Source organism: Pseudomonas sp. 32A, assembly GCF_052682255.1.
Map to the genome: position 1 here is coordinate 941338 of NZ_JBQYLY010000001.1, position 21598 is coordinate 962935.

Annotated in this window: 21 protein-coding genes; 9 read left to right on the forward strand and 12 right to left on the reverse strand. The window is 60.0% G+C overall.

The features are described 5' to 3' along the window. Positions 1-189: 189 nt before the first annotated feature. Positions 190-1218, forward strand: coding sequence for an amino acid ABC transporter substrate-binding protein (locus tag ACUN0G_RS04235; protein ID WP_445572760.1), 1029 nt, complete (start codon positions 190-192; stop codon positions 1216-1218). 5 nt (positions 1219-1223) lie between these two features. Here ACUN0G_RS04235 and ACUN0G_RS04240 read toward each other — a convergent pair whose 3' ends face one another. The 5 genes from ACUN0G_RS04240 to ACUN0G_RS04260 all read right to left on the reverse strand — a co-directional run bounded on the left by ACUN0G_RS04240 (position 1224) and on the right by ACUN0G_RS04260 (position 5782). Then, on the reverse strand, positions 1224-2237 hold the full coding sequence (locus ACUN0G_RS04240) for a diguanylate cyclase (protein ID WP_445572761.1): 1014 nt from the start codon (positions 2235-2237) through the stop codon (positions 1224-1226). A gap of 138 nt (positions 2238-2375) precedes the next feature. Further along, on the reverse strand, positions 2376-4295 hold the full coding sequence (locus ACUN0G_RS04245; protein ID WP_445572762.1) for an alkaline phosphatase D family protein: 1920 nt from the start codon (positions 4293-4295) through the stop codon (positions 2376-2378). A 114-nt stretch (positions 4296-4409) separates the two neighbouring features. After that, complete coding sequence (locus tag ACUN0G_RS04250; RefSeq protein ID WP_445572763.1) at positions 4410-4616, reverse strand: hypothetical protein; 207 nt, start codon at positions 4614-4616, stop codon at positions 4410-4412. Positions 4617-4737: 121 nt separating this feature from the next. Then, positions 4738-5004 carry a hypothetical protein gene (locus ACUN0G_RS04255; RefSeq protein WP_445572764.1) on the reverse strand — a complete coding sequence of 89 codons (267 nt, stop codon included), beginning with the start codon at positions 5002-5004 and terminating at the stop codon, positions 4738-4740. After that, on the reverse strand, positions 4994-5782 hold the full coding sequence (locus ACUN0G_RS04260) for an MlaA family lipoprotein (RefSeq protein WP_445572765.1): 789 nt from the start codon (positions 5780-5782) through the stop codon (positions 4994-4996). The genes ACUN0G_RS04255 and ACUN0G_RS04260 overlap by 11 nt, the downstream gene beginning before the upstream one ends. A gap of 164 nt (positions 5783-5946) precedes the next feature. Here ACUN0G_RS04260 and ACUN0G_RS04265 point away from each other — a divergent pair, with 164 nt between their 5' ends. Both ACUN0G_RS04265 and ACUN0G_RS04270 read left to right on the forward strand, forming a co-directional pair. Then, the gene (locus ACUN0G_RS04265; RefSeq protein ID WP_421523521.1) at positions 5947-6657 is read left to right on the forward strand and encodes a response regulator; all 711 of its coding nucleotides are present in this window, start codon (positions 5947-5949) and stop codon (positions 6655-6657) included. Next, a complete protein-coding gene (locus ACUN0G_RS04270; RefSeq protein WP_445572766.1) occupies positions 6654-7973 on the forward strand; it encodes a HAMP domain-containing sensor histidine kinase in 1320 nt (439 codons plus the stop codon). The genes ACUN0G_RS04265 and ACUN0G_RS04270 overlap by 4 nt, the downstream gene beginning before the upstream one ends. Positions 7974-8333: 360 nt before the next feature. Here ACUN0G_RS04270 and ACUN0G_RS04275 read toward each other — a convergent pair whose 3' ends face one another. From ACUN0G_RS04275 to ACUN0G_RS04285, 3 genes are all read right to left on the reverse strand, one after another. Next, a complete protein-coding gene (locus ACUN0G_RS04275) occupies positions 8334-10562 on the reverse strand; it encodes an ATP-binding protein (protein ID WP_445572767.1) in 2229 nt (742 codons plus the stop codon). Continuing rightward, positions 10559-11173, reverse strand: coding sequence for a biliverdin-producing heme oxygenase (locus tag ACUN0G_RS04280; protein ID WP_421523524.1), 615 nt, complete (start codon positions 11171-11173; stop codon positions 10559-10561). Before ACUN0G_RS04280 ends, ACUN0G_RS04275 begins: the two co-directional genes overlap by 4 nt. A 100-nt stretch (positions 11174-11273) precedes the next feature. Next, positions 11274-11651 carry a response regulator gene (locus tag ACUN0G_RS04285; RefSeq protein ID WP_445572768.1) on the reverse strand — a complete coding sequence of 126 codons (378 nt, stop codon included), beginning with the start codon at positions 11649-11651 and terminating at the stop codon, positions 11274-11276. 188 nt (positions 11652-11839) lie between these two features. On the opposite strand from ACUN0G_RS04285, the gene ACUN0G_RS04290 reads away from it, so the two are divergent. From ACUN0G_RS04290 to ACUN0G_RS04300, 3 genes are read left to right on the forward strand one after another with little or no spacing between them, the layout of a single operon-like run. Further along, positions 11840-12265, forward strand: coding sequence for a bleomycin resistance protein (locus ACUN0G_RS04290; protein ID WP_445572769.1), 426 nt, complete (start codon positions 11840-11842; stop codon positions 12263-12265). After that, positions 12262-12645 (forward strand): c-type cytochrome, encoded by a 384-nt coding sequence (locus tag ACUN0G_RS04295; protein ID WP_421523527.1) that lies wholly within the window; start codon positions 12262-12264, stop codon positions 12643-12645. The genes ACUN0G_RS04290 and ACUN0G_RS04295 overlap by 4 nt, the downstream gene beginning before the upstream one ends. Before the next feature lie 29 nt (positions 12646-12674). Next, positions 12675-13121, forward strand: a complete 447-nt coding sequence (locus tag ACUN0G_RS04300; protein ID WP_063033019.1) for an NUDIX hydrolase — start codon at positions 12675-12677, stop codon at positions 13119-13121. Between the two features lie 47 nt (positions 13122-13168). On the opposite strand, the gene ACUN0G_RS04305 is transcribed toward ACUN0G_RS04300, so the two are convergent. Further along, entirely contained in the window at positions 13169-14437 is a 1269-nt protein-coding gene (locus tag ACUN0G_RS04305; RefSeq protein WP_445572770.1) for a phospholipase D-like domain-containing protein, read from the reverse strand. 130 nt (positions 14438-14567) lie between these two features. Here ACUN0G_RS04305 and ACUN0G_RS04310 point away from each other — a divergent pair, with 130 nt between their 5' ends. Beyond that, positions 14568-15446 (forward strand): hypothetical protein, encoded by an 879-nt coding sequence (locus ACUN0G_RS04310; protein ID WP_445572771.1) that lies wholly within the window; start codon positions 14568-14570, stop codon positions 15444-15446. Between the two features lie 16 nt (positions 15447-15462). Here ACUN0G_RS04310 and ACUN0G_RS04315 read toward each other — a convergent pair whose 3' ends face one another. Genes ACUN0G_RS04315 through ACUN0G_RS04325 form a run of 3 tightly spaced genes read right to left on the reverse strand, consistent with a single transcriptional unit; the run spans position 15463 to position 19348 of the window. Next, positions 15463-17481 carry an LTA synthase family protein gene (locus ACUN0G_RS04315; RefSeq protein ID WP_445572772.1) on the reverse strand — a complete coding sequence of 673 codons (2019 nt, stop codon included), beginning with the start codon at positions 17479-17481 and terminating at the stop codon, positions 15463-15465. Next, complete coding sequence (locus ACUN0G_RS04320) at positions 17481-18080, reverse strand: hypothetical protein (RefSeq protein WP_445572773.1); 600 nt, start codon at positions 18078-18080, stop codon at positions 17481-17483. Before ACUN0G_RS04320 ends, ACUN0G_RS04315 begins: the two co-directional genes overlap by 1 nt. Next, complete coding sequence (locus ACUN0G_RS04325; protein ID WP_445575515.1) at positions 18080-19348, reverse strand: sialidase family protein; 1269 nt, start codon at positions 19346-19348, stop codon at positions 18080-18082. Before ACUN0G_RS04325 ends, ACUN0G_RS04320 begins: the two co-directional genes overlap by 1 nt. Positions 19349-19528: 180 nt before the next feature. On the opposite strand from ACUN0G_RS04325, the gene ACUN0G_RS04330 reads away from it, so the two are divergent. Both ACUN0G_RS04330 and ACUN0G_RS04335 read left to right on the forward strand, forming a co-directional pair. Further along, positions 19529-20191 (forward strand): response regulator, encoded by a 663-nt coding sequence (locus tag ACUN0G_RS04330; protein ID WP_445572774.1) that lies wholly within the window; start codon positions 19529-19531, stop codon positions 20189-20191. Next, positions 20188-21561 (forward strand): ATP-binding protein, encoded by a 1374-nt coding sequence (locus ACUN0G_RS04335; RefSeq protein ID WP_445572775.1) that lies wholly within the window; start codon positions 20188-20190, stop codon positions 21559-21561. Before ACUN0G_RS04330 ends, ACUN0G_RS04335 begins: the two co-directional genes overlap by 4 nt. The last annotated feature ends 37 nt before the right edge of the window (positions 21562-21598 follow it).

Genomic DNA, 21598 nt, shown 5'->3' on the forward strand with positions numbered 1-21598 from the left:
GGGTCAAGCGTTTCGAAATCACGGGATCGCAGATCCTTTCAAATAGCCAAGTTCATTCCAAATCGGAAGGAGCCTTTGCCTAAACGTCGTTTGTGGCCAAGGTGTAAAGCCGTTGATACTGACCGGCAACACTATAAACGGCGCGGGTTTGTGGCGCCGAATAATAACGACCGACAGGGAGCGCCTTGCATGAAGAACATCAAATCCACGTTGGCGGCATTCACCGCCGCCGCAGTATTGGGCTTGGCCGGCAGCGCGCATGCGGGGGCGACCCTGGATGCGATCCAGAAAAAGGGCTTTATCCAGTGTGGGGTCAGCGATGGGTTGCCGGGTTTTGGCGTGCCGGACGCCAACGGCAAGATGACCGGCATCGATGTGGATGTGTGCCACGCCGTCGCCGCCGCGCTGTTTGGTGACGCGTCGAAAGTGAAGTTCAGCCAGTTGACCGCCAAGGAGCGCTTCACCGCGTTGCAGTCCGGCGAGATCGACCTGATTTCCCGCAACACCACCTGGACCAGTTCCCGTGATGCGGGCATGGGCATGGTGTTCACCGGCGTGACCTATTACGACGGCATCGGCTTTCTGGTGAACACCAAGCTCGGTGTGAAGAGCGCCAGAGACCTGGACGGCGCGACCATCTGCATCCAGGCCGGTACCACCACCGAGCTGAACGTCTCGGACTACTTCCGCTCCAACGGCCTGAAGTACACGCCGATCACCTTCGACACCGCCGACGAAAGCGCCAAGGGTCTCGAAGCCGGCCGCTGCGACGTGCTGACCACCGACCAGTCGGGCCTGTACGCCCAGCGAATCAAGATGGCTCACCCGGATGAATTCGTGGTGTTGCCGGAAGTCATTTCCAAGGAACCGCTGGGCCCGCTGGTGCGCAAGGGTGACGACGAGTGGTTCAGCATCGTCAAGTGGACGTTGTTCGCCATGCTCAATGCCGAGGAAATGGGCATCACCTCGCAGAACGTCGAAGAGCAGGCCAAGTCCACCAAGAATCCGGACGTCGCCCGTCTGCTGGGCGCAGACGGTGACTACGGCAAGGACCTGAAACTGCGCAAGGACTGGGTGGTACAGATCGTCAAGCAAGTGGGCAACTACAGCGAAGTATTCGAGCGCAACATCGGTCAGGGCAGTGTGCTGAAGATCAAGCGTGGCCTGAATGCGCTATGGAGCAATGGCGGCATCCAGTACGCGCCGCCGGTTCGCTGAAGGTTTTACTCAGACACGGTGTCCTTGCCCGCCGCCTTGGAGCGATACAACGCCTGATCGGCCCTGGCCATCAGGCTCGCGGGTGTTTCATCGTTGCGCCGCTCCACCACACCCAGGCTCAGCGTCACCTTGAAGTTGCCTACGGCGGGCAACTTTTTGAGCGCACAACGCATCTGTTCGGCCAATTCCCGCGCGGTTTCCAACGTGCTTTTGGGCACGATCACCATGAACTCATCACCGCCCCAGCGGGCCAGCAAGTCGCCGTGGCGCAAGCAGGCTTCCAGGCATTGCACCACATGCACCAGGGTTTCATCACCGACGGCATGGCCGTGTTGGTCGTTGATTGGCTTGAAGTCATCAACGTCCATGGCAATCAGCGACAGCGGCAGGCGAAACCGTTGGGCACGATCGCATTCTTCCAGCAGGACCCGCTCCAGCCGGTAACGATTGGCCACGCGGGTCAACGCGTCGCGTTCGGCCAGGGAGCGATTCTCATCCAGTTGCAACTGCAGTTGTTGATTGACCCGTGACAGCTCGCGGGTGCGTTCGGCCACCAGGGCTTCCAGGGATTGATTGCGTCGTTCCAGCTGTTCGATGGACTGTTTGCGTGCCTGAATGCTGCGGTGGGCACCGACCATGCGCGCCACCGAGCCGTCTTCGTTACGTGCGATCACGTAGCCACGGTCTTCAATCCACAGGTAGGAGCCGTCTTTCTTGCGGCAGCGGTATTCGGCTTGATAGTGAGTGGTGCGACGGTTGATGTAGTTATCGAACAGCACCATCACCTGAGGATAGTCATCCGGATGAATCACGTTTTCCCAGGTGAATACGCTGTTTTCCAGAGAGTGATGGGCGTACCCGAGCATTTCGTACCAGCCGGGGTTGCGGTAGACGAAACCGGTGTTGGCGTTCCAGTCCCAGATCCCGTCGCTGACCAGCTCCATGATGGCATGCAGCATGTCGGCGTTGAGGTCGGTAAAGTCGCTCCTTGATGGTTCTTGGCCGGATGTATCGTCCATTTCGCACTCCTTGCGTGGGCTGGCTCTCATGGCCAGTTACTATTGACGCCGATACTCCTTGGCTGGCGGTACTGTACAACGGCGCTTTGGCGCTTAGAAGGGGTGCTTTGGTCTAGCTGGGGATATGGCCTAGAGCCACTATTTGCTGGGCGTCTGCCTTTGATTGGGCGCCACCATCCTCGTTCTCGGCGACCCATTGGCATTGTGCTGATAGATCGCCTCAGGCTGCCCTTGCTGGTTAAAAAACACCTGCCCGATCCCGGCAGAGTTCCACAACCGTTCACCCGCCTCGGCGTGTTCCGGAATATGCGGTTCAACCTGCATGGGCCTGCGTCGGGTCAGCCAGTTCAGCGGTGAGCGAGGCGAGTAGAGCCAGCGATTGAGGCGGTCGAACCATTCCAGCAGTCGCGGTGGGAATTCGTTCTTGATGCCGCTGCTGGTGATCTGCCAGATCTTCGGGCCGGCATTGCGGTGGCGGATCAGGATTTCGTAGACGAACGAGTAGTGCACGTCTCCGGACAGGATCACGTAGTTGCCTGGGGTGCGGGAATGGCGAAAGATGTTGAGGATCACCTGCGCCGCACCGCGATGGGCCATCCAGTTTTCCGCGTCCACCAGCAGCGGGTAGCCGCACCAACTGAAGGCCTTCTGCACGGTCTCGATCAGCTTGACGCCAAAGATGGGCGCGGGTGAAACGATGATCGCCGAAGGGTGATCCAGCAGTTCCTGTTGCAGTTCGCTTAAAGCTTCCCAGTCCAGCAGGCCCGACGGTTGCTTGAGGTTGAACTCACTGCGCCAGCGCCGGGTGCGGGTATCGAGTACTACCAGCGCGGGCGTGGTGGGCAGCACGTAATGCCATTGCTGGAACTTCAGCAGTTCGTCTATCAGCTCATCCTGAGCGACCGCATCCAGGTAGTTGCCATGGGTCTGGGCGGTCAGGGCCTGGGTTTTGCCCAGCACCGTGTCAAACGCATCCGGGTTATTGCCCCAGCCCTGGCATAGCAGGTAAGCCAACAGCGCGTTGCCGATGATGCGCTTGGAGAACGGGTGGCCGTAGGCGGTTTCTTCCCATTGGGCGCTGAGGTTCCAGTCGTCGGTGATGTCGTGGTCGTCGAAGATCATCAGGCACGAAAGGTGGGCCAATACCCTGGATACGCCGCCCAGGCCGTCCTGAAACTTGTCGATCTGCACTTGCTCGTGGGCGTAGCGTACGTGCCCTTCGGCGCGCAGTTGAGGTGCTTGCGGGTTGATCAGGCCCCACGGCACGGGCGACCAGGCCAGCAAGTACATTGCCATGACCTCGGCGAAGGTCACCAGGTGGTTATCGGCGCTGCTGCTGGTGAAAATCGGCTTCTTCACACCGCCAAAAAAACGTTCGCGCAAGGTCTCGTTGCTCTCCAGGGCGGGCAACAGATCGGCTCGATGGTAGTAGCTGGCGGCATGCTCATAGAGTGCTGCGCTGTTGTCGACGACGGCACCGTCGAGGTGTTCGTCGAACAGGCCGAGACGGGCAATCAACGCATGAATGGCCCTCAGCATCGGCCCCGCGACATCATCGGCATAGACCTGGTCGCCGCTCATCATCAACAAGGCCGGGCGTTCTTCGACAGTGGTCGACTCGGCCAGCAGTCGGTCGACACACAGCAAACCTTCATCGGCGCGGTGGTGAGGCTTGCGGCATGAGCCGTGTACCAACTGATGGATGCGGCTGTGCAGGACGAAGTTCGGGCCTTGGGCGCCCGGATACAGCAGGTGCGGCGCCCATTCGGCGATGCCGGCACCGTTTACCAGCAGGTCATAGCCGATGCTCACATCCTGGGGCAGGGCGTTGTCCAGCGGCACGTCGATCAGGTGGATAAAGGCCTGGCGCCCGACGGGCACGACCTGGCAGCGGCTGGCGTCCAGTTCGATATCCAGCGTCTCGCCTTGGGCGACTTGCAGCCTCAGGGTCAATGCCAGGGCACGACTTCCCACCAGCCACATCACCAGGCGCTGGGGTTCCAGGCGTCGCAGCAGCGGGCCGGCGAGTACGGCAGGAAGGTGGGCGGGTTGTAGCATGAAGGCCACGGCTCATTACAGGTTGGGGGCAAAGGGTAACGCAATGGATGTCAGTGTTTTGTCAAGGCATGACACCCACCGAGAGGGCAACGCTGCTGCCCTCCGTTTGGAGCGTCAGGGCAGGCGGCCGCCGCCGAGGTTGTCCAGGCCGCCGGAATTTTTACGACCCCGGTCGCTGGCCGAGGCGCCGTTGTAGTCAACCGTATCCCTCGCTTCGGCGAACGGTTCAAGGCTTCGCTTGTTTCGTACCGGCGCAGGTTGTTCAGTGGGGGCCGAGGGGGTGTGCAATTGTGCAAAGGAGCTGTTCATAGCATTGATCATGGCGATGTTCCTTTTAAGGAGAGGAGGTCTGCCTTGATAACCCGCGCTATCAAGGAGAGCGAGAAATTACCCATCCCCCGGTTGCCTCGCTATAAACGTCTCGCGTCAAATTATGACGTTGTCAGGTGCTCCTTCTTATAGGGGCATGGGTCGTGATGGATGTTTCTCCCAAGGTAATCAGCCAGTGCATCACATCAGCCAGTGCCACGCTGTGTTGGCGCTCGACCCATCGCACACCCTGCGGGCTGTAGTGTTCGACATAGCGACTGAGGATCAGCTGATTCTGGTCGCCAGAGAGATGCAGGCGCGTTTCCCGACAGAGCAGAGCCTTGTCCCCGCGTTTGCGGACCTGCTGTTTCAGGACCAGTGAACCTGAATCAGAAATCATCGCCGGCCCCCTTGGCGCAATCATCGGCCCGAGGCGACGTCGCCCCCTGCTTGCCTTCCTGCACAAAGGCCGCGCGGTGTTCGGCCACCACATTACGCAAGGCGCTGTAGTAGTCCGGTAGTTTTTGCAGGCTGTCGGTCAGCGGCAGCAGCGACGCGCGCGTATCCACCGTGCCGCCTACCAGGCTGATGGTGTCCAGGGTTTGTACGGTATCGCTGTCGCCCAGCGGCGCCACCAGGAAGTTCAAGACCTTGCCCGCCGCATCGCGGCTGTTGCCGGTGCCCAGCAAAGGCAGTTCCACGATGGGGCCGTTGCCAATCCCCCACACGCCAAAGGTCTGGCCGAAGTCGGCGGTGTGACGAGGGATGCCCAGCGGGTCCGAAACATCAATCAACCCGACGATGCCCACGGTGGTGTTCACCGCAAAGCGTCCCAGCGTGTTGACCGAGCGCCGAGCGTTGCCTTGCAGCAGGTCGTTGATGAATACCTTGGGTTCGCTGAAGTTGCTGGCGAAGTTATGCACACCCTGCTGGAAAAAATCCGGCAGGTATCGGTAGCCGCGGGCTACAGGCGCCAGGGCATAGTCGTCCACCGCGCGGTTGAAGGCGAAGACGCCCCGGTTGACCGGCTCGGCAGGGTCATACACCGGGTAGGAAAGCTGTGCGCAGCGTGTGGTACTCGCCACGTCGGCCGGGCTTGCGCAGCCCGTCAGGTAAGACACGGTCAGCCACAGCACGGCCTGGCGAGCCAGGTGCTGGGGGTACGTCAACGAGCGCATAAGTCCAGTCTCCGGAAAAAGGAGGCCGATGCTGGCATTCGAGGCTTGCGCAAAGATGTCTGCTTTATTGCGCCGTTGACGCTTTATTGCACGATTGAAATATATGACGAGCCGCCTCGAATGGTTTTAGATGGCGCATCCACAAGACCAAGTGATGCCCATCGGTGAGCCATCTTTTAATCGTGGACGATGACCTTGAGGTCCTCGCCCTGCTGAAGAAATTTTTTCTGCAACATGGCTACACGGTCGAGACCGCCGCCAACGGCCCCGACCTGTGGGCGGCCATGGAGCGCCTGCCTGCCGACCTGATCATCCTCGACCTGATGCTGCCGGGGGATAACGGCCTGTTGCTATGTCAACGCCTGCGCCAGCAATACGCGACGCCGGTGATCATGCTGACCGCCATGGGCGAGTTGAGTGATCGCGTGGTGGGCCTGGAAATGGGCGCCGATGACTACTTGAGCAAACCTTTCGACGCCCGTGAGCTACTCGCCCGGGTGCGCGCCGTGCTGCGTCGGGCGGGTGAGAGCCGGCCGACGTTGGGGGATGTGTCGCGCCCGTTGATTCGCTTCGCCGGTTGGCAACTGGACCTGACGCGCCGGGAGTTGCGTTCGCCGGACCAGGTGATGATCCCGTTGTCGTCCGGGGAGTTCGACCTGCTGCTGGTGTTCGTCGAACACCCTCAGCGCGTATTGACCCGCGAGCAATTGCTGAACCTGGCGCGGGGCCATAGCCACGACGCGTTCGACCGCAGCATCGACGTGCAGGTCAGCCGCCTGCGACGCAAGCTGGAGTTCGACACCAAGCGCCCGGCGATGATTCGTACCGTGCGTAACGGTGGTTACCAGTTCACCGTCGCGGTGACCCGCCCATGAGCCGCTTCAAACCCCGGGACACCGTGGCCCGCTGGATTGCCCTGACCATCCTGATTGCGATGCTCACTGCGCTGGCCTTCAACGCGTTGTTCGTGCAACTGGCAGGCGTCTGGGCCAGGCCGCCGTTGAGTGAAACGGGCCTGTTGGAAAAGGTCGCGGTGATCGTACGGATGATCGAAGCCGCGGAGCCTACCCAGCGCCCACCACTGACGCAGGCGGTGGGTGACGACAGTTTCAACGTGAGTTGGTCGGCCACTCGCGCAGGTATTGATGTGCCGATTCTGGAAGACCCGGTTTTTCATTCCGATCAGCTGTTTAAACAGCTGCTCAAGGGGCCGGAACGGCGAATGGAGGTCTATGAGCCATCTGATTGGCCGGGCCCCGGCGGGCACTATGTGCTGCTGGTGCAGTTGGTTGACCAGTCGTGGCTGGTATTCAGCGCGCCGTCCCGCAGTTGGGGCCTGGCGGAAGGCCCGCGCAGCCTGGTGGTGCTGATGCTGGTGCTGATTTCCACCGCGTTGGTTACGCTGATTGCCACCCGGCGCCTGGCCCGGCCGTTACAGCATTTCACCCAGGGCGTACGCCGTTTCGGCGCCGACTTTCGTGCGCCGCCCGTTGAGCCGGTCGGCCCCCACGAAATTCGCCAGGCGATCCTCGCGTTCAACGGCATGCAGGCGCAGTTGCAGCACTTCATCCAGGACCGCACCCAGATGCTCGCCGCGATTTCCCATGACCTGCGTGCGCCGCTGACCCGCCTGCGCCTGCGGGGTGAATTTATCGAGGATGCCGACCAGCAGCACCGCCTGTTCCGGGATGTCGACGAGATGCAGGCGATGATCAACACCGCTCTGGAGTTCTTTCGTGACGATGCGCGTCTGGAACAGGCCACCCAACTGGACCTCGCTGAGTTGCTGCAAACGCTGATTGACGACTACCGCGACCAGTCCATCGACATCACCTTCAATGGCCCGCCACGGCTGGTGTATTTCGGTCGCCCGTTGGGGCTCAAGCGAGTGATGACCAACCTGATGGACAATGCGATCCACTATGGGCTGGCGCCGGAAATCGAACTGCAACAGAGTCCGGGCGTGGTGACGGTTCGGGTACTGGACCGTGGCCCGGGCATCCCCCAGGAGCGGCATGAGCAAGTGTTCCTGCCGTTCTTTCGGCTGGAGGGCTCACGCAATAAAAGTACCGGTGGGGTCGGTTTGGGACTTTCCACGGCACGGGCGATTGTCCTGGAACACGGTGGAACGCTGACGTTGGAAAATCGCCCGTGTGGCGGGTTGGCCGCCGTGGTGGTGTTGCCGGTTTAGGAAGGCTTAAACCGTCACGGCAAATAGCCTTTTCCCAGATCAGTCAGATTACCGCTGTTCGACTGCAAACTTTGCTGGTTGGAGCTGCCACGCGAGGGCTCATCGTTTGGTTTGGGGGCCGGCTGAACAGGTTGGACGGGTTGAGTGGCTTGAGGCGACTGAGTGGGTTGATTGAAGGATTGGATATGGAAAGCGCTGCCAATGATTGGAAAGGACATAGATGTTGGCTCTCATTAGAATGGAGGTGAAGTGTGCGCATTCACCTCCCTTTGAGTGCGTCCTGATCAGTGGCCCTGGCCCGGTCCAGCGTTCCGGGCCTTTGGGTTTCCATTTGCTTCGCCGTCTCAATGAGGCGCCGTTTCAAGCCGGCTTGGGCACCGTAAACCGAAACTCGCTGCCCCGGCCCAACTCACTTTCAGCCTCGATCCGCCCGCCGTGGGCCTGCACGATGCCTTGGGTGATGTACAGCCCCAGGCCGCTGCCGGTGGGATTGTTTTCGGTTTGAGTCCAGTAGCGATCAAACACATGCGGCAACTGATCCGGGGCGATCCCTTCGCCGGAGTCACGCACCGAAAACACAATCTCTTTGCCATTGCTCAACGCACTGATGCCGATATTGCCCTGGCGCGGGGTGAACTTGATGGCGTTGCCGATCAGGTTCGACAGCACCTGGAACAGCCGCTCCGGGTCGGCATTGATTTGCAGCCCGGGCTCGGCGTTGAAGGACAAATCGATGCCCTTTTCCATCGCCAGGGGCGCCAGCAGTGCATAGGCCTCCTCGAACATCTGGCTCACGTCCAGGGCCACCGGCTTGACGGTGTAGCGCCCGGCTTCGATCTTCGAGGTATCGAGCAAATCCTCAAGCAACACATTCATGCGCGCGGCGGCTTGTTGCATGGTGTCGATGGCCGAGGAAATCCGTCGCGAAGTGTGTGGCCCTTCGGAACTGAAGGCTTTTTGCATCATGCCGCAGAGCATCGAGATAACGGTCATCGGGTTGCGCAGGTCGTGTGAGACCACCGCCACCAGTTCATCCCGGGCGCGCACCGCTTGTTGTTCGCGCAGTACCTGGCGGGCCAGGTCGTTTTCCAGGGCCGAGCGGCGCAGGTCGTTGGCGGCGAAGCGGTCGCCGTGGCTCCATTTGGTGGAAATGCCGGCCATCTCCACCTTCCAGATTTCAAACGAGGTGCGGGGGCGAAGGTGCAGGCCCGCTTCGGTGCTTTCCAGGTCCAGCGGTTTGTTCGGGTCGCCGCTCCAGTTGATGTTTTCCTTCACCTCGGGGCGAAACCACAACACGCCATTGTCTACCGGCTTGGGCAAACTCATGGCCAGCACACCACTGGCGACGTGCTGATATTCAGCTGCCGGTGGGTACACCGCGGACAGGTTATGGCTGGCAAATACCGGCTGACCCGTTTCTTGCAGCCACTTGTGCAGGGCGCGGATTTGCGCAGGTTCCGGGCAGTTGCCGTAGCAGTGCAGTTGTTTGTCTTCAATGATCGCCACACCGCCAGCGAGGGTCAGGTCCATCAGCAATTGCGGACGCTGTGCGAGGCCATCGAAGACATTCGCGGGTGAGGCCTGCATGGCCTGGCTGAGCAAGGCCAGGGCCTCGACCTTTTCTTCGCGCTGGCGGCTGATGTCCAGGGCCTCCATGGCACTGATCTGCAACGACAGCACCTGGCCGATGGTCTGGCACGCGGTGCGCAAGTCATTGGGCACCAGCAGCGGCTGGCGGTTGCCGCAACTGATCAGGCCCCAGAGTTTGTCGCCGGCCATCAGGGAAATGCTCATGGACGACAACACCCCCATGTTTTTCATGTACTGGCAGTGAATCGGCGACACGCTACGCAGCGTGGCGAAGCTCAGGTCCAGGGGCTGGCCGGTGTCCGGGCGCAACCTGGGCACCAGCGGCACTGCCTCATAGTCGGCATTGGGGATGATTCGCAGCCAGTTGGTGCGGTACAGCTCCCGGGCTTGTTCGGGGATGTCGGACGCCGGGAAGAACAGGCCGTTGAACAATTCCATCGACGGGGCGGACGCTTCAGCGATCACCTGGCCGTGGCCTTCCTCTTCGAAGCGATAGATCAGCACGCGGTCATAGCCGGTCATGGCCTGGATTTCGTTGACGCTGATTTCATACAAGGCTTGCAGGGTTTTCGCCGACTGCAGGCGTTGCAGCATCTTGCCCAGGTTGCTGGTTCGGCCATTGACTGCACGCGGCTGGAAATCCTTGAGCCGTTGTTCGAACTCCAGCACCAGCACATCCTGATGGCGGTGCAGCAGCCCTTCGAACTCGGCGCCGTTGAGGGTCATGTGCAGCGGTGCGGCGTCGAAAAAGCTGTTTTGCGTGACCATGGCCCGGACGGCTTCGGCATGTTCTGCGCCGATTAACCTGTGCAACGGTTGGCCCAGCAGGGATTCCGGAGAGTGGTTGAACAGCTCGGCCACGTTAGCGCTGACCTGCACGATATGCAGCTCAGGCTCGGACAAGGTCAGCAGCGCGCCGTGAGGCTGGATAGCACCGGGGAAGCGGATGGGCTCGTCGGCACAGTTGGCAAGCAGCTCTTCAAAATCATCGGGTTTCATAGCAGTACCTCCTGGCTGTCGAGCCATTGCTCAAAGCAGCTGAATGTCGAACGGGCCGCGTTTACGGCGCGCAGTTTAGCGTGCGCGTCGAGGGGCACATGGTTCAGGTAATCGAGAAAGTCTTTCCAGCGCCGGCCGGTTTCAGCGCCATACACATTGAGAAACGCGCCGCCATTGTCGGCACCCAGTCCCAGGCGTTGGTCCATTTCCCGGCGCAGGATCTGACCGCCCAGCGTGGCGCCTTCTATCACGTACAGCGCGCCCAGGCAGGCGGCGGGTGTGTCCAGGGGCGGCAGCGAAGAGCAAAGGGGGAGTGCAGCGATGGCTTGGTCGTCGAGCCCCAGGGCGTGGAGGTCCCTCAACAAGGTCGGCGTCTTCACACGCAGCACCTGATCAAATCCCACAGGGATCAAACCGCTGTCGTTCAGCGTTGCTTCCAGGGGTTTGTAGAACCCGTGGTAGGCCTGGAGCAGGCGTCGGTAGCCGTCGTGATCCAGCTGCGCAGAGAAAAACGGCAAGCGCTTTTCCAGGGCGACGTGCAGTAACGCGGTACCCGAGCGCAGGGCTTCAAGTACAGGTGGCGCACCAACGTCATGGGCCTGTGAATACATTCAGTAAACTCGAACTGGGGGCCTGCTGGCCATATAAGGTTGCCTGATAACTGACCGCAGGAACTGCCTCGAAGTTCGGGTGGCTGATGTCGCGATGCTATCAATGCATGGGCGAGGCCTGCACCAGAGCCGACTGCACGCAATCGAGCAGGCGCTGGGTGGTCCACGGCTTGGGCAAGAATCGCACGGTACCACCCAACTGCGAGGCCATTGCGGTGTTGCCCGAGGTCAGTACCACTGGCAGCGTCGGCCAGCGATGGGCGACTACCTTGCTCAAATCGTAGCCATTGAGCAGGCCGGGCATCTGGATATCGCTGACAATCAAGTCTACCGGATCGCTGGCCCGTTCAAGAAAAATCATTCCTTCGTCTGCGGAGGGGAACGAGGTCACCACCGCACCGAAATCCTCCAGTACATCCACCATCAACGAGCGAATGATTTCGTCGTCTTCCAGCACCAATATCGATGGCTGAGCCATGATCCTTACTCCACCATCCGGGTTAAGTAAGGTGGAGTGGGGCGTCGTAGATTAGGTTCGATTGGATGTGTTTTATACGATGGGTGGTCATTTGGTTGTCTGCGGCAGGGCAAGGCGCTCCATATCAATTGAGTGGCTGTTTCCAGATGTTAATCTCTACAACGCCGACCAAGCCCCCAAGGATCCTTATGTTCATCCGCAACCCCCTTGTTCCCGAGCTCATCGTCACAGGTCTCACGGCGAGCCTCGACTTCTGGGTCACCCAGTTGGGATTCGACATTGCCTATCAGCGCTCCGAAGAAGGCTTTGCCTACCTCGACCTGCAAGGCGCGCAAATCATGCTGGAGCAATACGAACCGGATGCCGGCCAGTGGTTGACCGCACCGCTGGAAAAACCTCTGGGACGAGGCATCAATTTGCAAATCGATGTGCCTGCCGTGGCGCCTGTCTTGCAGCGTCTGGCTGCCATCGGCTGGCCGCTGTTCCGCGAGGTCGAAGACGCCTGGTATCGGGCGGGCGAGGTGGAAGCGGGCCAACGGCAATTCATCGTGCAAGATCCGGATGGCTATCTGGTGCAGCGGTTGGGCGAACGACCTGTGGGGAGCCACTCATGAAATACGCCGCTTTACTGGCTATTGCCTTCATCGGTGGGGTCTTCAGTCTCCAGGCCGTCGCAGAAGGCGATGCCGAAGCCGGTGGAAAGCTGTTCAGCAAGACTTGCGGCGGTTGCCATAGCGTCGGTGAAAACGCCCGGGGCGGTTTCGGGCCGCAGCTCAACGGCATCATTGGCCGTCCGGCTGGCACCACCACGGATTACCAGTATTCAGATGCGATGAAAAATTCAGGCGTGGTCTGGACGCGGGACAAGCTGGCCGCCTATATCGAGGCGCCGAAAAAGGTGGTGAGCGGCACCCGGATGATTTTCTGGGGGATCAGCGACCAGGAGAAGATCGACAACTTGCTGGCGTACCTTGCGACATTTCAGGCGCAATAAACACCGATCCCAAGACAAGGATTTCACCCATGGTCGCACCGCGTATCCGGGCGCTCGCGCTCTGCATCTTCCACCGCAACGGCCGAATTCTGGTTCACGAATTCCAGGATGCGGTGAAACAGCAGACGGTATTTCGTCCCATCGGTGGCGGCATCGAATTCGGTGAACACAGCGCCGAGGCGATCGTACGAGAGGTGCAGGAAGAACTGGCGCAGCCTATTCACAGCCTGCGCCTGCTCGGTACGCTTGAAAGCATCTTCACTTATGACGGCAACCCCGGGCACGAGATCGTCCAGGTCTATGATGGCCAATTTGAGGACCAGAGCCTGTACGAGCAACCGTACCTCGATGGTGCCGAAAGCAACGGTTTTGCGTTCAAGGTGAGTTGGAAGGACAGCTCAAGCTTTACTGCGCAGTCGCCATTGGTGCCGGAAGGGCTCTACGCGTTGCTCAAAGGTGCAGCGTTACTGGATTGACGGGATGCACCCCGATAACGGTGATCGTCCCCAGCCTGCGAAATTAATCAGGATTTCTGCCTTTTCCCCACGGCGCTCACTGCCAGGAATGGCTGGTCGTGATAGAGCTTCAGTTCTACGGTGTTGACGGATTGTGGCTTGCCGAAAAACTCCCCGCGTTTGCCGGTGTACGCCTTTTCAAAGGTGAACGGCGTTGTAATTACGTTGATGATTTCTTTGTCGAACTGGTCCTGGTGTTTGCGTATCCAGGCTTTGCTTTGTGCTTGCTCCTTGGCTGTAGCCTTTTGAGCGCCGCGGTTATCGCCTGTAAACGCCACAGGTGCAAAGGAGTGCGCGGAATCGAAGTCAAACCTCATAAAGACGCAACAAAGCCCTCTGCCTTTTGAGTCGTAGATGTTCAGCATCAAGTTGGATTGACCATTTTTGTGCTGGCGTGCCTTGGGTTTGGCCGACACATGGATCTTCCAGTCCGGGCGTAGCGGGAACTCTTCGAAGTCCAGTACCACGTTATCGGCGACGAAAGTAATCCGTGTTTTATTGATCCTTGCCCACCCAAGTTTCTGGCTGTCGAGCACGCAAAAATAGCGTTGCTTGGGTTCGAGCGAGTAGGGTTCTGAATCGATTTTCCACTCCAGGAAACTCTGGTCCTTTGGCGGATAGAGCGACAGTTTTGCTTTACCTTCATCGTTGAAGTTAACGACTTTAACTTGGGCCGAAAGGGGCGCCGAACTGCGAAGTTTTGCGATGGACTTGACGATGACACTGCTGATGTCGTCTTTGGCAGACTGCGCGTTGTCGGTCTTTTCAAAAGCATCGGCGACGTCAGCGCAGGCTTTTTTATAGTCCTGGTATTTTGCCTTCAGGCTTACCACCGCGGCTTCCATCGCCTTGATTCGCTCTTTTGTCACAGGCGTTGCGCCGACCTGCCATTGGTCTATTTGCTTCTTGATGGCGGTTATCTTGGTTCGTTGCTCGGTGGAAATACTCAGCTCTTTGTTTCTCTGGCCGTTTGTCGTGAAGTTTTGGCTGCCCAGCGTCGCCATTCTGTTGCCCACCACGATTACCTTCGCGTGCAGTTGGGCGACCTGATAGATCTCATGCTGGTCTGTCAAAAGGCCTTTGAGGGTTTTCAGGTCGGAGCTGTTGCTTGCAAACAGCTCCGGGTGAAACAGGGTATAAATTTTTGCTGGCCCTCTATTCTTTAAAAAGCTGCGCAGCGTTTTCCCGGTGATGTAAGGCGACATGACTGCCACGGGCTCGTTGTCGACAAGGGCGCAGTCGGTAAGGGCGTTGAAAACATCAGTTTGGAGGTTCATTGCATTTATTCCATGAAATCAATGAAAGACAGGGCTGGAATGGTTGGCAACCCTGTAATGCCCAATGATGGCATAATGACTTCTTTGTTGTTTGCGGATATCTCTTCTCGCTCAACCCTCAAGGATGACTATGCGAACGCTTTTCCGAATCTGGCTCACCCTCACCATTGTTTCGATGGTGTTCTACCTGCCGTTTTACGTGTTCTCCAACAACGCCATCAATGCCGTTGAAGAACTGACCCCTGACGAAATCATTCCCTTCACCGGTATTCGCGGGCAGGATCCCGAGCGTGTGCACAACCTGTTGGCCCGCACCGGTATCGATATGTCGATGGAACTTGAAGACGCGCTCGAAGACAACAAGAGCCTTTCCAGCGTCAAGTTCGAGTACCTGCAAACGCCAGAAGCCACGCGTGCTGAACAGGCAACCGGGCTGAAGTTGGTTGAAGCTTCGGCCGATGTGGGCAACGGTCGGCAACTCAAGCTGGTGTTCACGGTCATTCCGAAGCGGTTCTTGCGCAGCACCGCACAGGTCAACGGTTTGCTCGCACTGCAGATCACCGACGGCAACCACACACTCACGATGAACGATGGTCCGAATGACGAGCTTCATCTTTGGGCGCTGTTCGAGAAGTCGGGTAAAGCCGCTCGTGAATCAGTGCAGCGCATGAATAGCCGTTTCGACGTAATGGTTGCTGAAATCGATGCTCGCGAGAAGGCTCGCAACGCACCGGCCGCCGTGACCCCATCCGCACCTGTTCGTCAGTTTGCGAGTAACACCGTCGCCGGTAACCCAGGTACGGATCAGGTCATCATTTTCCAGTTCGATGGTAAGCCTGCGTATTGCGCAGACGAAGGCGCGGACGGCCCCAACTGCCATGGCGACAGTGCCGCATTTATCGGCCAAGGCTCCTACAAGGACTACATGGACCCCGACAGCAGCTTATGCATCGCGGGCGAGAATGACTGCACGTTGCCGCAATTTTTTCCTGCCGATATACGGGGTTGATCCCGGGCAGGTGCCTTCAGCGAACGTTGCGGAACAACATCAACCGTGCACTCTCATGCAGCCCGCGAGTCAGTCCCTGCAAGCGCTGAAACTCTTCCGGGTATTCCTGGGCCACATCGTCCCTTGGCGTTTGCGACGCCAGGTCATGCAGGGTGGGCGAGCTGCCGTCGTGTTCCATTTGCAGCAGGAAGTCCTTGGTCACGCCACCGATCAGCGGGAAGGTGCCCTCGCGCAATACCAGCGGCACCACCCGCTCGCCTTCCGGCGCAGGCTGCTGGATATCCCGGCCCATGGCGCCATTGCGAAACGCAATGCCCGCCATGCCGGCGACGGTCGGCAGCAGGTCTGCGAGGCCGACGGCTTCTTCGATCACCCGGGGTTGCAGGCCGGGTGCGTGGATCATCATCGGCACGTTGTTGCTTTCCAGACCAAGCTGCTCGAACGCCGGCGCCATGTGCGGGATCTGGCTGATGCGGGTGTTGTGGTCACCGAAGAACACGAAGATGGTGTTGTCGTAATAACCCCCGGCCTTGGCGATTTCCATAAGGCGACCAATGTTGAAGTCCAGCAGGCGTACAGCGTTGTATTGCTCGACGCTGCGACTGCCCGCGGCCTGGACTTGTTCCACGGTCAGGTCATGCACCACGAAGCCGTCGTTGTTCTTGGGGATGGTGAACGGGCGGTGGTTGCCGGAGGTTTGCAGGTAGGCGAAGAACGGTTGGTCCTTGGGGATGGCGCGCAGCAGTTCGTCGCCTTCCTTGAACAGGTCGAGGTCGGAAACGCCCCACACATCCACCCGTCGCGAGCGCCAGTGGCTTTCGTCATAGAGCTTCACGCCGTCGATGCTTTGGCGGATCAGCGCGTTGATATTCGCCCAGCCGGCATTGCCGCCGATCATGTAGAGCTTCTGATAATTCTCGAACGCATTGATCAAGGTGTGTTGCCGGGTGATCAGCGGGTTGCGGGTGGCCGTCTCCTGGCGGGTAACGTCGGGTACGCCGGTGATGCTCGCCCACACGGTTTTGGCGGTGCCGGTGACGGGCACGTAGAAGTGTTTGAAGAACCAGCTTTCCTTCGCCAGTTTGTCGAGGTTCGGCGTGGGGTTCAGCGGGTTACCGTAGGCGCCCACAGCGCTGGTGCCGAGGGATTCGAGCATCACGAAAATCACGTTCGGCGGGCGCTCGCCCTTGAGCCGATAAGGCTGCACGGCTTGTTCGCGGGCGAAGCTCAATTGCTCGGGATCGGGTTGGCTGACCCCCAGATAATTCGCAACTTCCGGGTAGTGCTCGCGCACCCGCGCCTCATCGAATTGCGACTGGCCGACCTTGAGGGTGTCGTATAAAAACAGCACCGGATTAAGGCCTACGGCAGCGATCTGGTTGTTGCCGGAAAAGAACGCATCGCTCCAGCGCAGGGGCACCGGGTTTTCGAGATTGAGGTTGGCGACGCGGCCGAGCAGGGCCAGCAAGATCGCGATCACGCCAACGGTGGCCACGGATGCAATGGTCAGCTTGCCGATGGGTTTGCGTTCGCCATCCAGGGTGATGCGTTCAAGACGAACCAGGGCGTAGGTCCACAGGCCGACTGCGGTAAGCCAGCTCAAGGTTATCCACAGCACCGGGTAGGTTTCCCACACCATCTGCTGGGAAATCTGCGCGTCTTCCAGATAACGCAGCACCGTGGCATTGATGCGCACGCCGAGGTAGGCGTAGTGGCCGAAGTCGATGATGTACACCAGCCCGACGATGCCCAATGCCAGCAGCAGATAACCCCGCGCCAACCAGCGCAGGGCGGGGACGGTCAGCAGGTTCCAGCGTGGCAGCCAGGCGAGCAGGGCCAGGGGCAGCAGGATCAGCACCGCCAGGCGCAGGTCGAAACGCAGGCCTATCCCGAAGGTTTCCAGCAGTGCAGGTTCCCTGAGGTCGACCCCGGAAAATCCCAATACAAACACCAGCCGCAGTGCCGCCAGCAACGCAAATACCAAACCGATCGCGCCCACGCCGTAGCGCAGGCGGCGCGAGTACAACCATCCCATCATTGACCTCTGTGCAGTTTTAAAAGAGGGCGCCAGGCAGCCAGCGCCAGCATCCACAACCCGGCCGCCAGGCAATAGCCCGTCAGCAGTGGGTCGATCAGATAGTCCCAGTAGTTTTCCGAGGCCTTGAGCCGCAGCGCAAACGCCAAAGTGCCCGCCGCGAGCATCCACACAGCCAAGGTATTACGCAGCCAGAGCATCAACAGCGCTGCCAAGCCGATCAGCACAATCATCGGCCGGGGATTGAAGCCCCAGCGGTACGGATCGAAGTAGGTCAGGCCCATCGTCGCGGGGTACAGCGCCAGGCTGAGTGCGCCAAACAGCAGCAACACCTGGACCTTCTGCGGGCGCTGGAGCGGCTGCACCACGCCCAAACGGCACAGGCTGACCCACGCCAACAACACCAGGGTGCTGATGGCCAGGTCATCGGTGAAGCTGCGCACGTACGCCGCCAGCGGCAGTTCGTTGGCCGGGATAAAACTCACCACCACCAACATCGGCAGCAGCCATGGGCGCCAGGGCGCCGTTACGCGCAGCAGGCTGAGCAGGACAAAACCCAACAGCACAAAACTCAAATGCGCTTGCCATATGGAATACATCACAGGCGCTCCGACAGCCAGGCTTCGTTGAAGCTGACGTGTTTGATAAAGGTGTTATTCCACGAGTAAACCAGGTGGTACATGCCGTCCGGGCTGCGGCTGAAATACGGGTATTCGTATTCGAAATCGCAGCCACGGGGTTTGCACACCCGGTAATCCAGGCTGCTGAGGAAGCGTTGCTCCAGCGGCAGGCGCAGGGCACCGCTGGAGGCGCGGAAGCCTTCACCGATAATTTCCTTATAGGCTTCGGGGGAGAACGGTTGGCCCAAGGGGTCGGGGGATTGGTCCAGTTCCACCACGGTGCGCCACTGGTTGAGCTTGGCATCGGTGCCGTACAGGCTGAGCTTGAAGCGACCGTCCCGCAGGTCGTTGAGGGCCACCAGCAAGCCGTCGCCTTCAGTGCTGACGGCTGCCAACGAGGAATTGGGGTTGGACGGCTCCAGTGGATAGGGCTCGCTCCAGGTTTGGCCCGCGTCTTCGGTGCGGCTGGCGAGGACCTTGTGATGAGTCTCGCCGGCGTAACGCAACATGGCGATGGCGCGCTGGCCGTCCTGCGGGACGATGGTCGGTTGCAGCGAATTCTTCCCTCGGCTGATCCGGAATTTGTCGATCACCGCCCCGTCGGGGCTCAAGTACAGGTACTCGGCGAATTTGCCCATGAACTCGTGGTACACCGGCAGCCCGATGGAGCCGTCGGCATGAAATACCGGTGCGGCGCGCACCAACGTGCTGATGTTGAAAAACGGCGAAGTGACCAATTGCCGAGGTGCAGACCAGTGCGTGCCGAGGTCGTCCGAGACCATTACATTGATCGCGCTGGTGGCCCAGCCGCCCACCGATACCGAGACGTAGAACATCCACAGGCGATTGTCCGGCGCCAGGGCGATCACCGGGTTGCCCAGCTTGCGGATGTAACGGTGAGTGCCGTCGCGGGTGCTTTCCCGGGTGGCGAGTACTTGCTCCGGGCCCCATTCGGCGCTTTTCGCGTCAAAGCGCGCGGTACGCACCTGCACATCGGCAGCGCCTTCGCGGGAGCCGGCAAACCATACGGCCATCAGGTCGCCGCCGGGCAGGGCAGTGACCGAGGATGAGTGCACAAAGTCATTGAGCTGCGAGGAGACGAAGCGGCTGCTGTATTGTGGGGCGGCCGCTGCGGGGTACGTATCCTTGCCAGCTTGGGCAAACGGCGCCAGCACGTGGGGCGGGTGACTGATCCAGGCAGCTAGAAACACCAGGAGCAGACTGCAGATCGTTAAAGGCGCGCGTATGAAAAATTTGTAGGAAAAAGGCTTGTTGCGCACAGAAACACTCTCAACAGGCATAGGAGGTTTCACTGTGCAAAACCAACCTTAGCGAAAGCTTAGTTGGCAACGGCCCGTAACATCTTTCCGGGAATAGACGTCGGCAGAACCCTGCATGATGCCGCCGGTCTCTACAGAGAATCTCTCATGCGCCTGCTGCTGGTAGAAGATGATCGGGCCCTGGCCCAAGGTATCCGCGTGGCCCTTGGCGCCGAAGGCTACACCCTGGACTGGCTGCAAGACGGCGTCAGTGCCCTGCACGCGCTGCGCACCGAAAGCTTCGACTTGCTGCTGCTTGACCTCGGCCTGCCACGCCTCGACGGCCTGACCCTCTTGCAGACCTTGCGCGCCGAGCAATATGACCTGCCGGTGATGATCCTCACCGCCCGTGACGACACCGCCGAACGCATTGCCGGCCTGGATGCCGGCGCCGACGACTACCTGGTCAAACCCTTCGACGTCGAAGAGTTCAAGGCCCGCGTCCGCGCCCTGTTGCGCCGCAGCCAGGGCCGGGCGCAGCCGTTGCTGGAGCATGCGGGCGTCAGCCTTGACCCGGCGACCCAACAGGTCAGCTATCAAGGCGAGGACGTTGTGGTCACGCCAATGGAATACCAACTGCTGCATCAACTGATGGTGCGCCCCGGCAAAGTCGTCACCCGCGAACGCCTGTCCCGCGCCCTGTACGGCTGGCAGGACCGCGTCGAAAGCAACACCCTCGAAGTCCTTATCCACAACCTGCGCAAAAAACTCTCCACCGAACTGATCCGCACCGTGCGCGGCGTTGGCTACGTGGTGGAACTCAAGCCATGAACTCGGTCCGCGCGCGCATCCTCATCCCGGTGCTGGTGCTGATCCTGCTGGGCGATGGCCTGATCAGTTGGCTCGTCCTGCGGGACAGCCACCACGAAATCGAAGAAGTCTACGACGCCCAACTCGCCCAGAGTGCCCGCTTGCTGCAAGGCGTACTGCGCCAGCGCGACCCTGGTGATGCCGATTGGGAACGCCTCTACCAGGCCTTCGATCAGGCCATGAGCCGCGTCGGCGAAGACGGCGCCGCGCACCCTTATGAAACCCGCCTGACCTTCCAGGTATGGCGCACCGACGGCCAACTGCTGGTGCGCTCCACCGACGCCCCGATCCTTAACGCACCGCCCACCACCCTCGGGCCGCACGACCTGATGGAAAACGGCAACGACTGGTGCGCGTTCATGCTCGCCGACATGCAACAAGGCCTGCTGATCTGGGTGGGCGAACGCGATGACATTCGCCAGGACGTGATCCAGCGCATTATTCGCCACACCCTCTGGCCGATCCTGATTGGCGTACCGCTGCTGGCGGTGTTGATCTGGCTGACCATCGGCTGGGGCCTCAAACCCCTGCGCGCCATGGCCCAGGCAATTCGCGGGCGGGATAGCGAGACATTGCGGCCGCTGCAACTTAAACCGTTGCCGGCGGACCTGGAACCCATGCAAACCGCGCTGAACCGCCTGCTGGTGCAGGTGGACGAGCTGCTGGAGCGCGAGCGACGGTTTATTGCGGATGCGGCCCATGAGTTGCGCACGCCGTTGGCGATATTGCGCATTCATGCGCAGAACGCCCAGAGCGCGGGTACCGAGGAAGAGCGGCGAGAGGCGCTAGACTTTCTGGTCAATGGCGTGGACCGGGCGACGCGCATTGGCAGCCAACTGCTGACCATGGCGCGGATTGAGCCACAGCTGAACAACACCGTTCGCACTCGCGTGCCTCTGACGGAATTGGTACGCGAAGAGCTTGCGGAATTGACGCCCCTGGCAATGGAGAAGGGCGTTGAACTGGTGCTGGAAGGGGATGAGGAATGCTGGATTGAAACCGATCCGGTGGCGTTGGCGATTGCGCTGCAGAATCTGGTGACCAATGCACTGAATTTCTCGCCGGCGGGGAGTGAGGTGCGGGTGGTGGTACGGGGTTCGGATTCGGGAGTGGTGCAGTTGTGTGTGGAGGATGCAGGGCCGGGGATTGATGAAGGAGAGATCGGGCGGTTGTTTGAGCGGTTTTATAGTCGCGGGAATGCGAATGGGGCCGGATTGGGGCTGGCGATTGTACAGATGATCGTGGGGAAAATCGGGGGGCGGTTGGAGTTGTATAACCGGGAGGTGGGTGGGGTGTGTGCGCGGTTGAGTTTTACCGACAGCTCGGTTTGAAACAGGCCGTTGTTAGAAGCACAGCTGTTACGGCAAG

Excerpts from the sequence above, each read along its gene's own strand:
- ACUN0G_RS04235 (WP_445572760.1), top strand. The coding sequence starts at position 190 with ATGAAGAACATCAAATCCACGTTGGCGGCATTCACCGCCGCCGCAGTA.
- ACUN0G_RS04240 (WP_445572761.1), bottom strand. The coding sequence starts at position 2,237 with ATGGACGATACATCCGGCCAAGAACCATCAAGGAGCGACTTTACCGAC.
- ACUN0G_RS04245 (WP_445572762.1), bottom strand. The coding sequence starts at position 4,295 with ATGCTACAACCCGCCCACCTTCCTGCCGTACTCGCCGGCCCGCTGCTG.
- ACUN0G_RS04250 (WP_445572763.1), bottom strand. The coding sequence starts at position 4,616 with ATGATCAATGCTATGAACAGCTCCTTTGCACAATTGCACACCCCCTCG.
- ACUN0G_RS04255 (WP_445572764.1), bottom strand. The coding sequence starts at position 5,004 with ATGATTTCTGATTCAGGTTCACTGGTCCTGAAACAGCAGGTCCGCAAA.
- ACUN0G_RS04260 (WP_445572765.1), bottom strand. The coding sequence starts at position 5,782 with ATGCGCTCGTTGACGTACCCCCAGCACCTGGCTCGCCAGGCCGTGCTG.
- ACUN0G_RS04270 (WP_445572766.1), top strand. The coding sequence starts at position 6,654 with ATGAGCCGCTTCAAACCCCGGGACACCGTGGCCCGCTGGATTGCCCTG.
- ACUN0G_RS04275 (WP_445572767.1), bottom strand. The coding sequence starts at position 10,562 with ATGAAACCCGATGATTTTGAAGAGCTGCTTGCCAACTGTGCCGACGAG.
- ACUN0G_RS04280 (WP_421523524.1), bottom strand. The coding sequence starts at position 11,173 with ATGTATTCACAGGCCCATGACGTTGGTGCGCCACCTGTACTTGAAGCC.
- ACUN0G_RS04285 (WP_445572768.1), bottom strand. The coding sequence starts at position 11,651 with ATGGCTCAGCCATCGATATTGGTGCTGGAAGACGACGAAATCATTCGC.
- ACUN0G_RS04290 (WP_445572769.1), top strand. The coding sequence starts at position 11,840 with ATGTTCATCCGCAACCCCCTTGTTCCCGAGCTCATCGTCACAGGTCTC.
- ACUN0G_RS04295 (WP_421523527.1), top strand. The coding sequence starts at position 12,262 with ATGAAATACGCCGCTTTACTGGCTATTGCCTTCATCGGTGGGGTCTTC.
- ACUN0G_RS04300 (WP_063033019.1), top strand. The coding sequence starts at position 12,675 with ATGGTCGCACCGCGTATCCGGGCGCTCGCGCTCTGCATCTTCCACCGC.
- ACUN0G_RS04305 (WP_445572770.1), bottom strand. The coding sequence starts at position 14,437 with ATGAACCTCCAAACTGATGTTTTCAACGCCCTTACCGACTGCGCCCTT.
- ACUN0G_RS04310 (WP_445572771.1), top strand. The coding sequence starts at position 14,568 with ATGCGAACGCTTTTCCGAATCTGGCTCACCCTCACCATTGTTTCGATG.
- ACUN0G_RS04315 (WP_445572772.1), bottom strand. The coding sequence starts at position 17,481 with ATGGGATGGTTGTACTCGCGCCGCCTGCGCTACGGCGTGGGCGCGATC.
- ACUN0G_RS04320 (WP_445572773.1), bottom strand. The coding sequence starts at position 18,080 with ATGTATTCCATATGGCAAGCGCATTTGAGTTTTGTGCTGTTGGGTTTT.
- ACUN0G_RS04330 (WP_445572774.1), top strand. The coding sequence starts at position 19,529 with ATGCGCCTGCTGCTGGTAGAAGATGATCGGGCCCTGGCCCAAGGTATC.
- ACUN0G_RS04335 (WP_445572775.1), top strand. The coding sequence starts at position 20,188 with ATGAACTCGGTCCGCGCGCGCATCCTCATCCCGGTGCTGGTGCTGATC.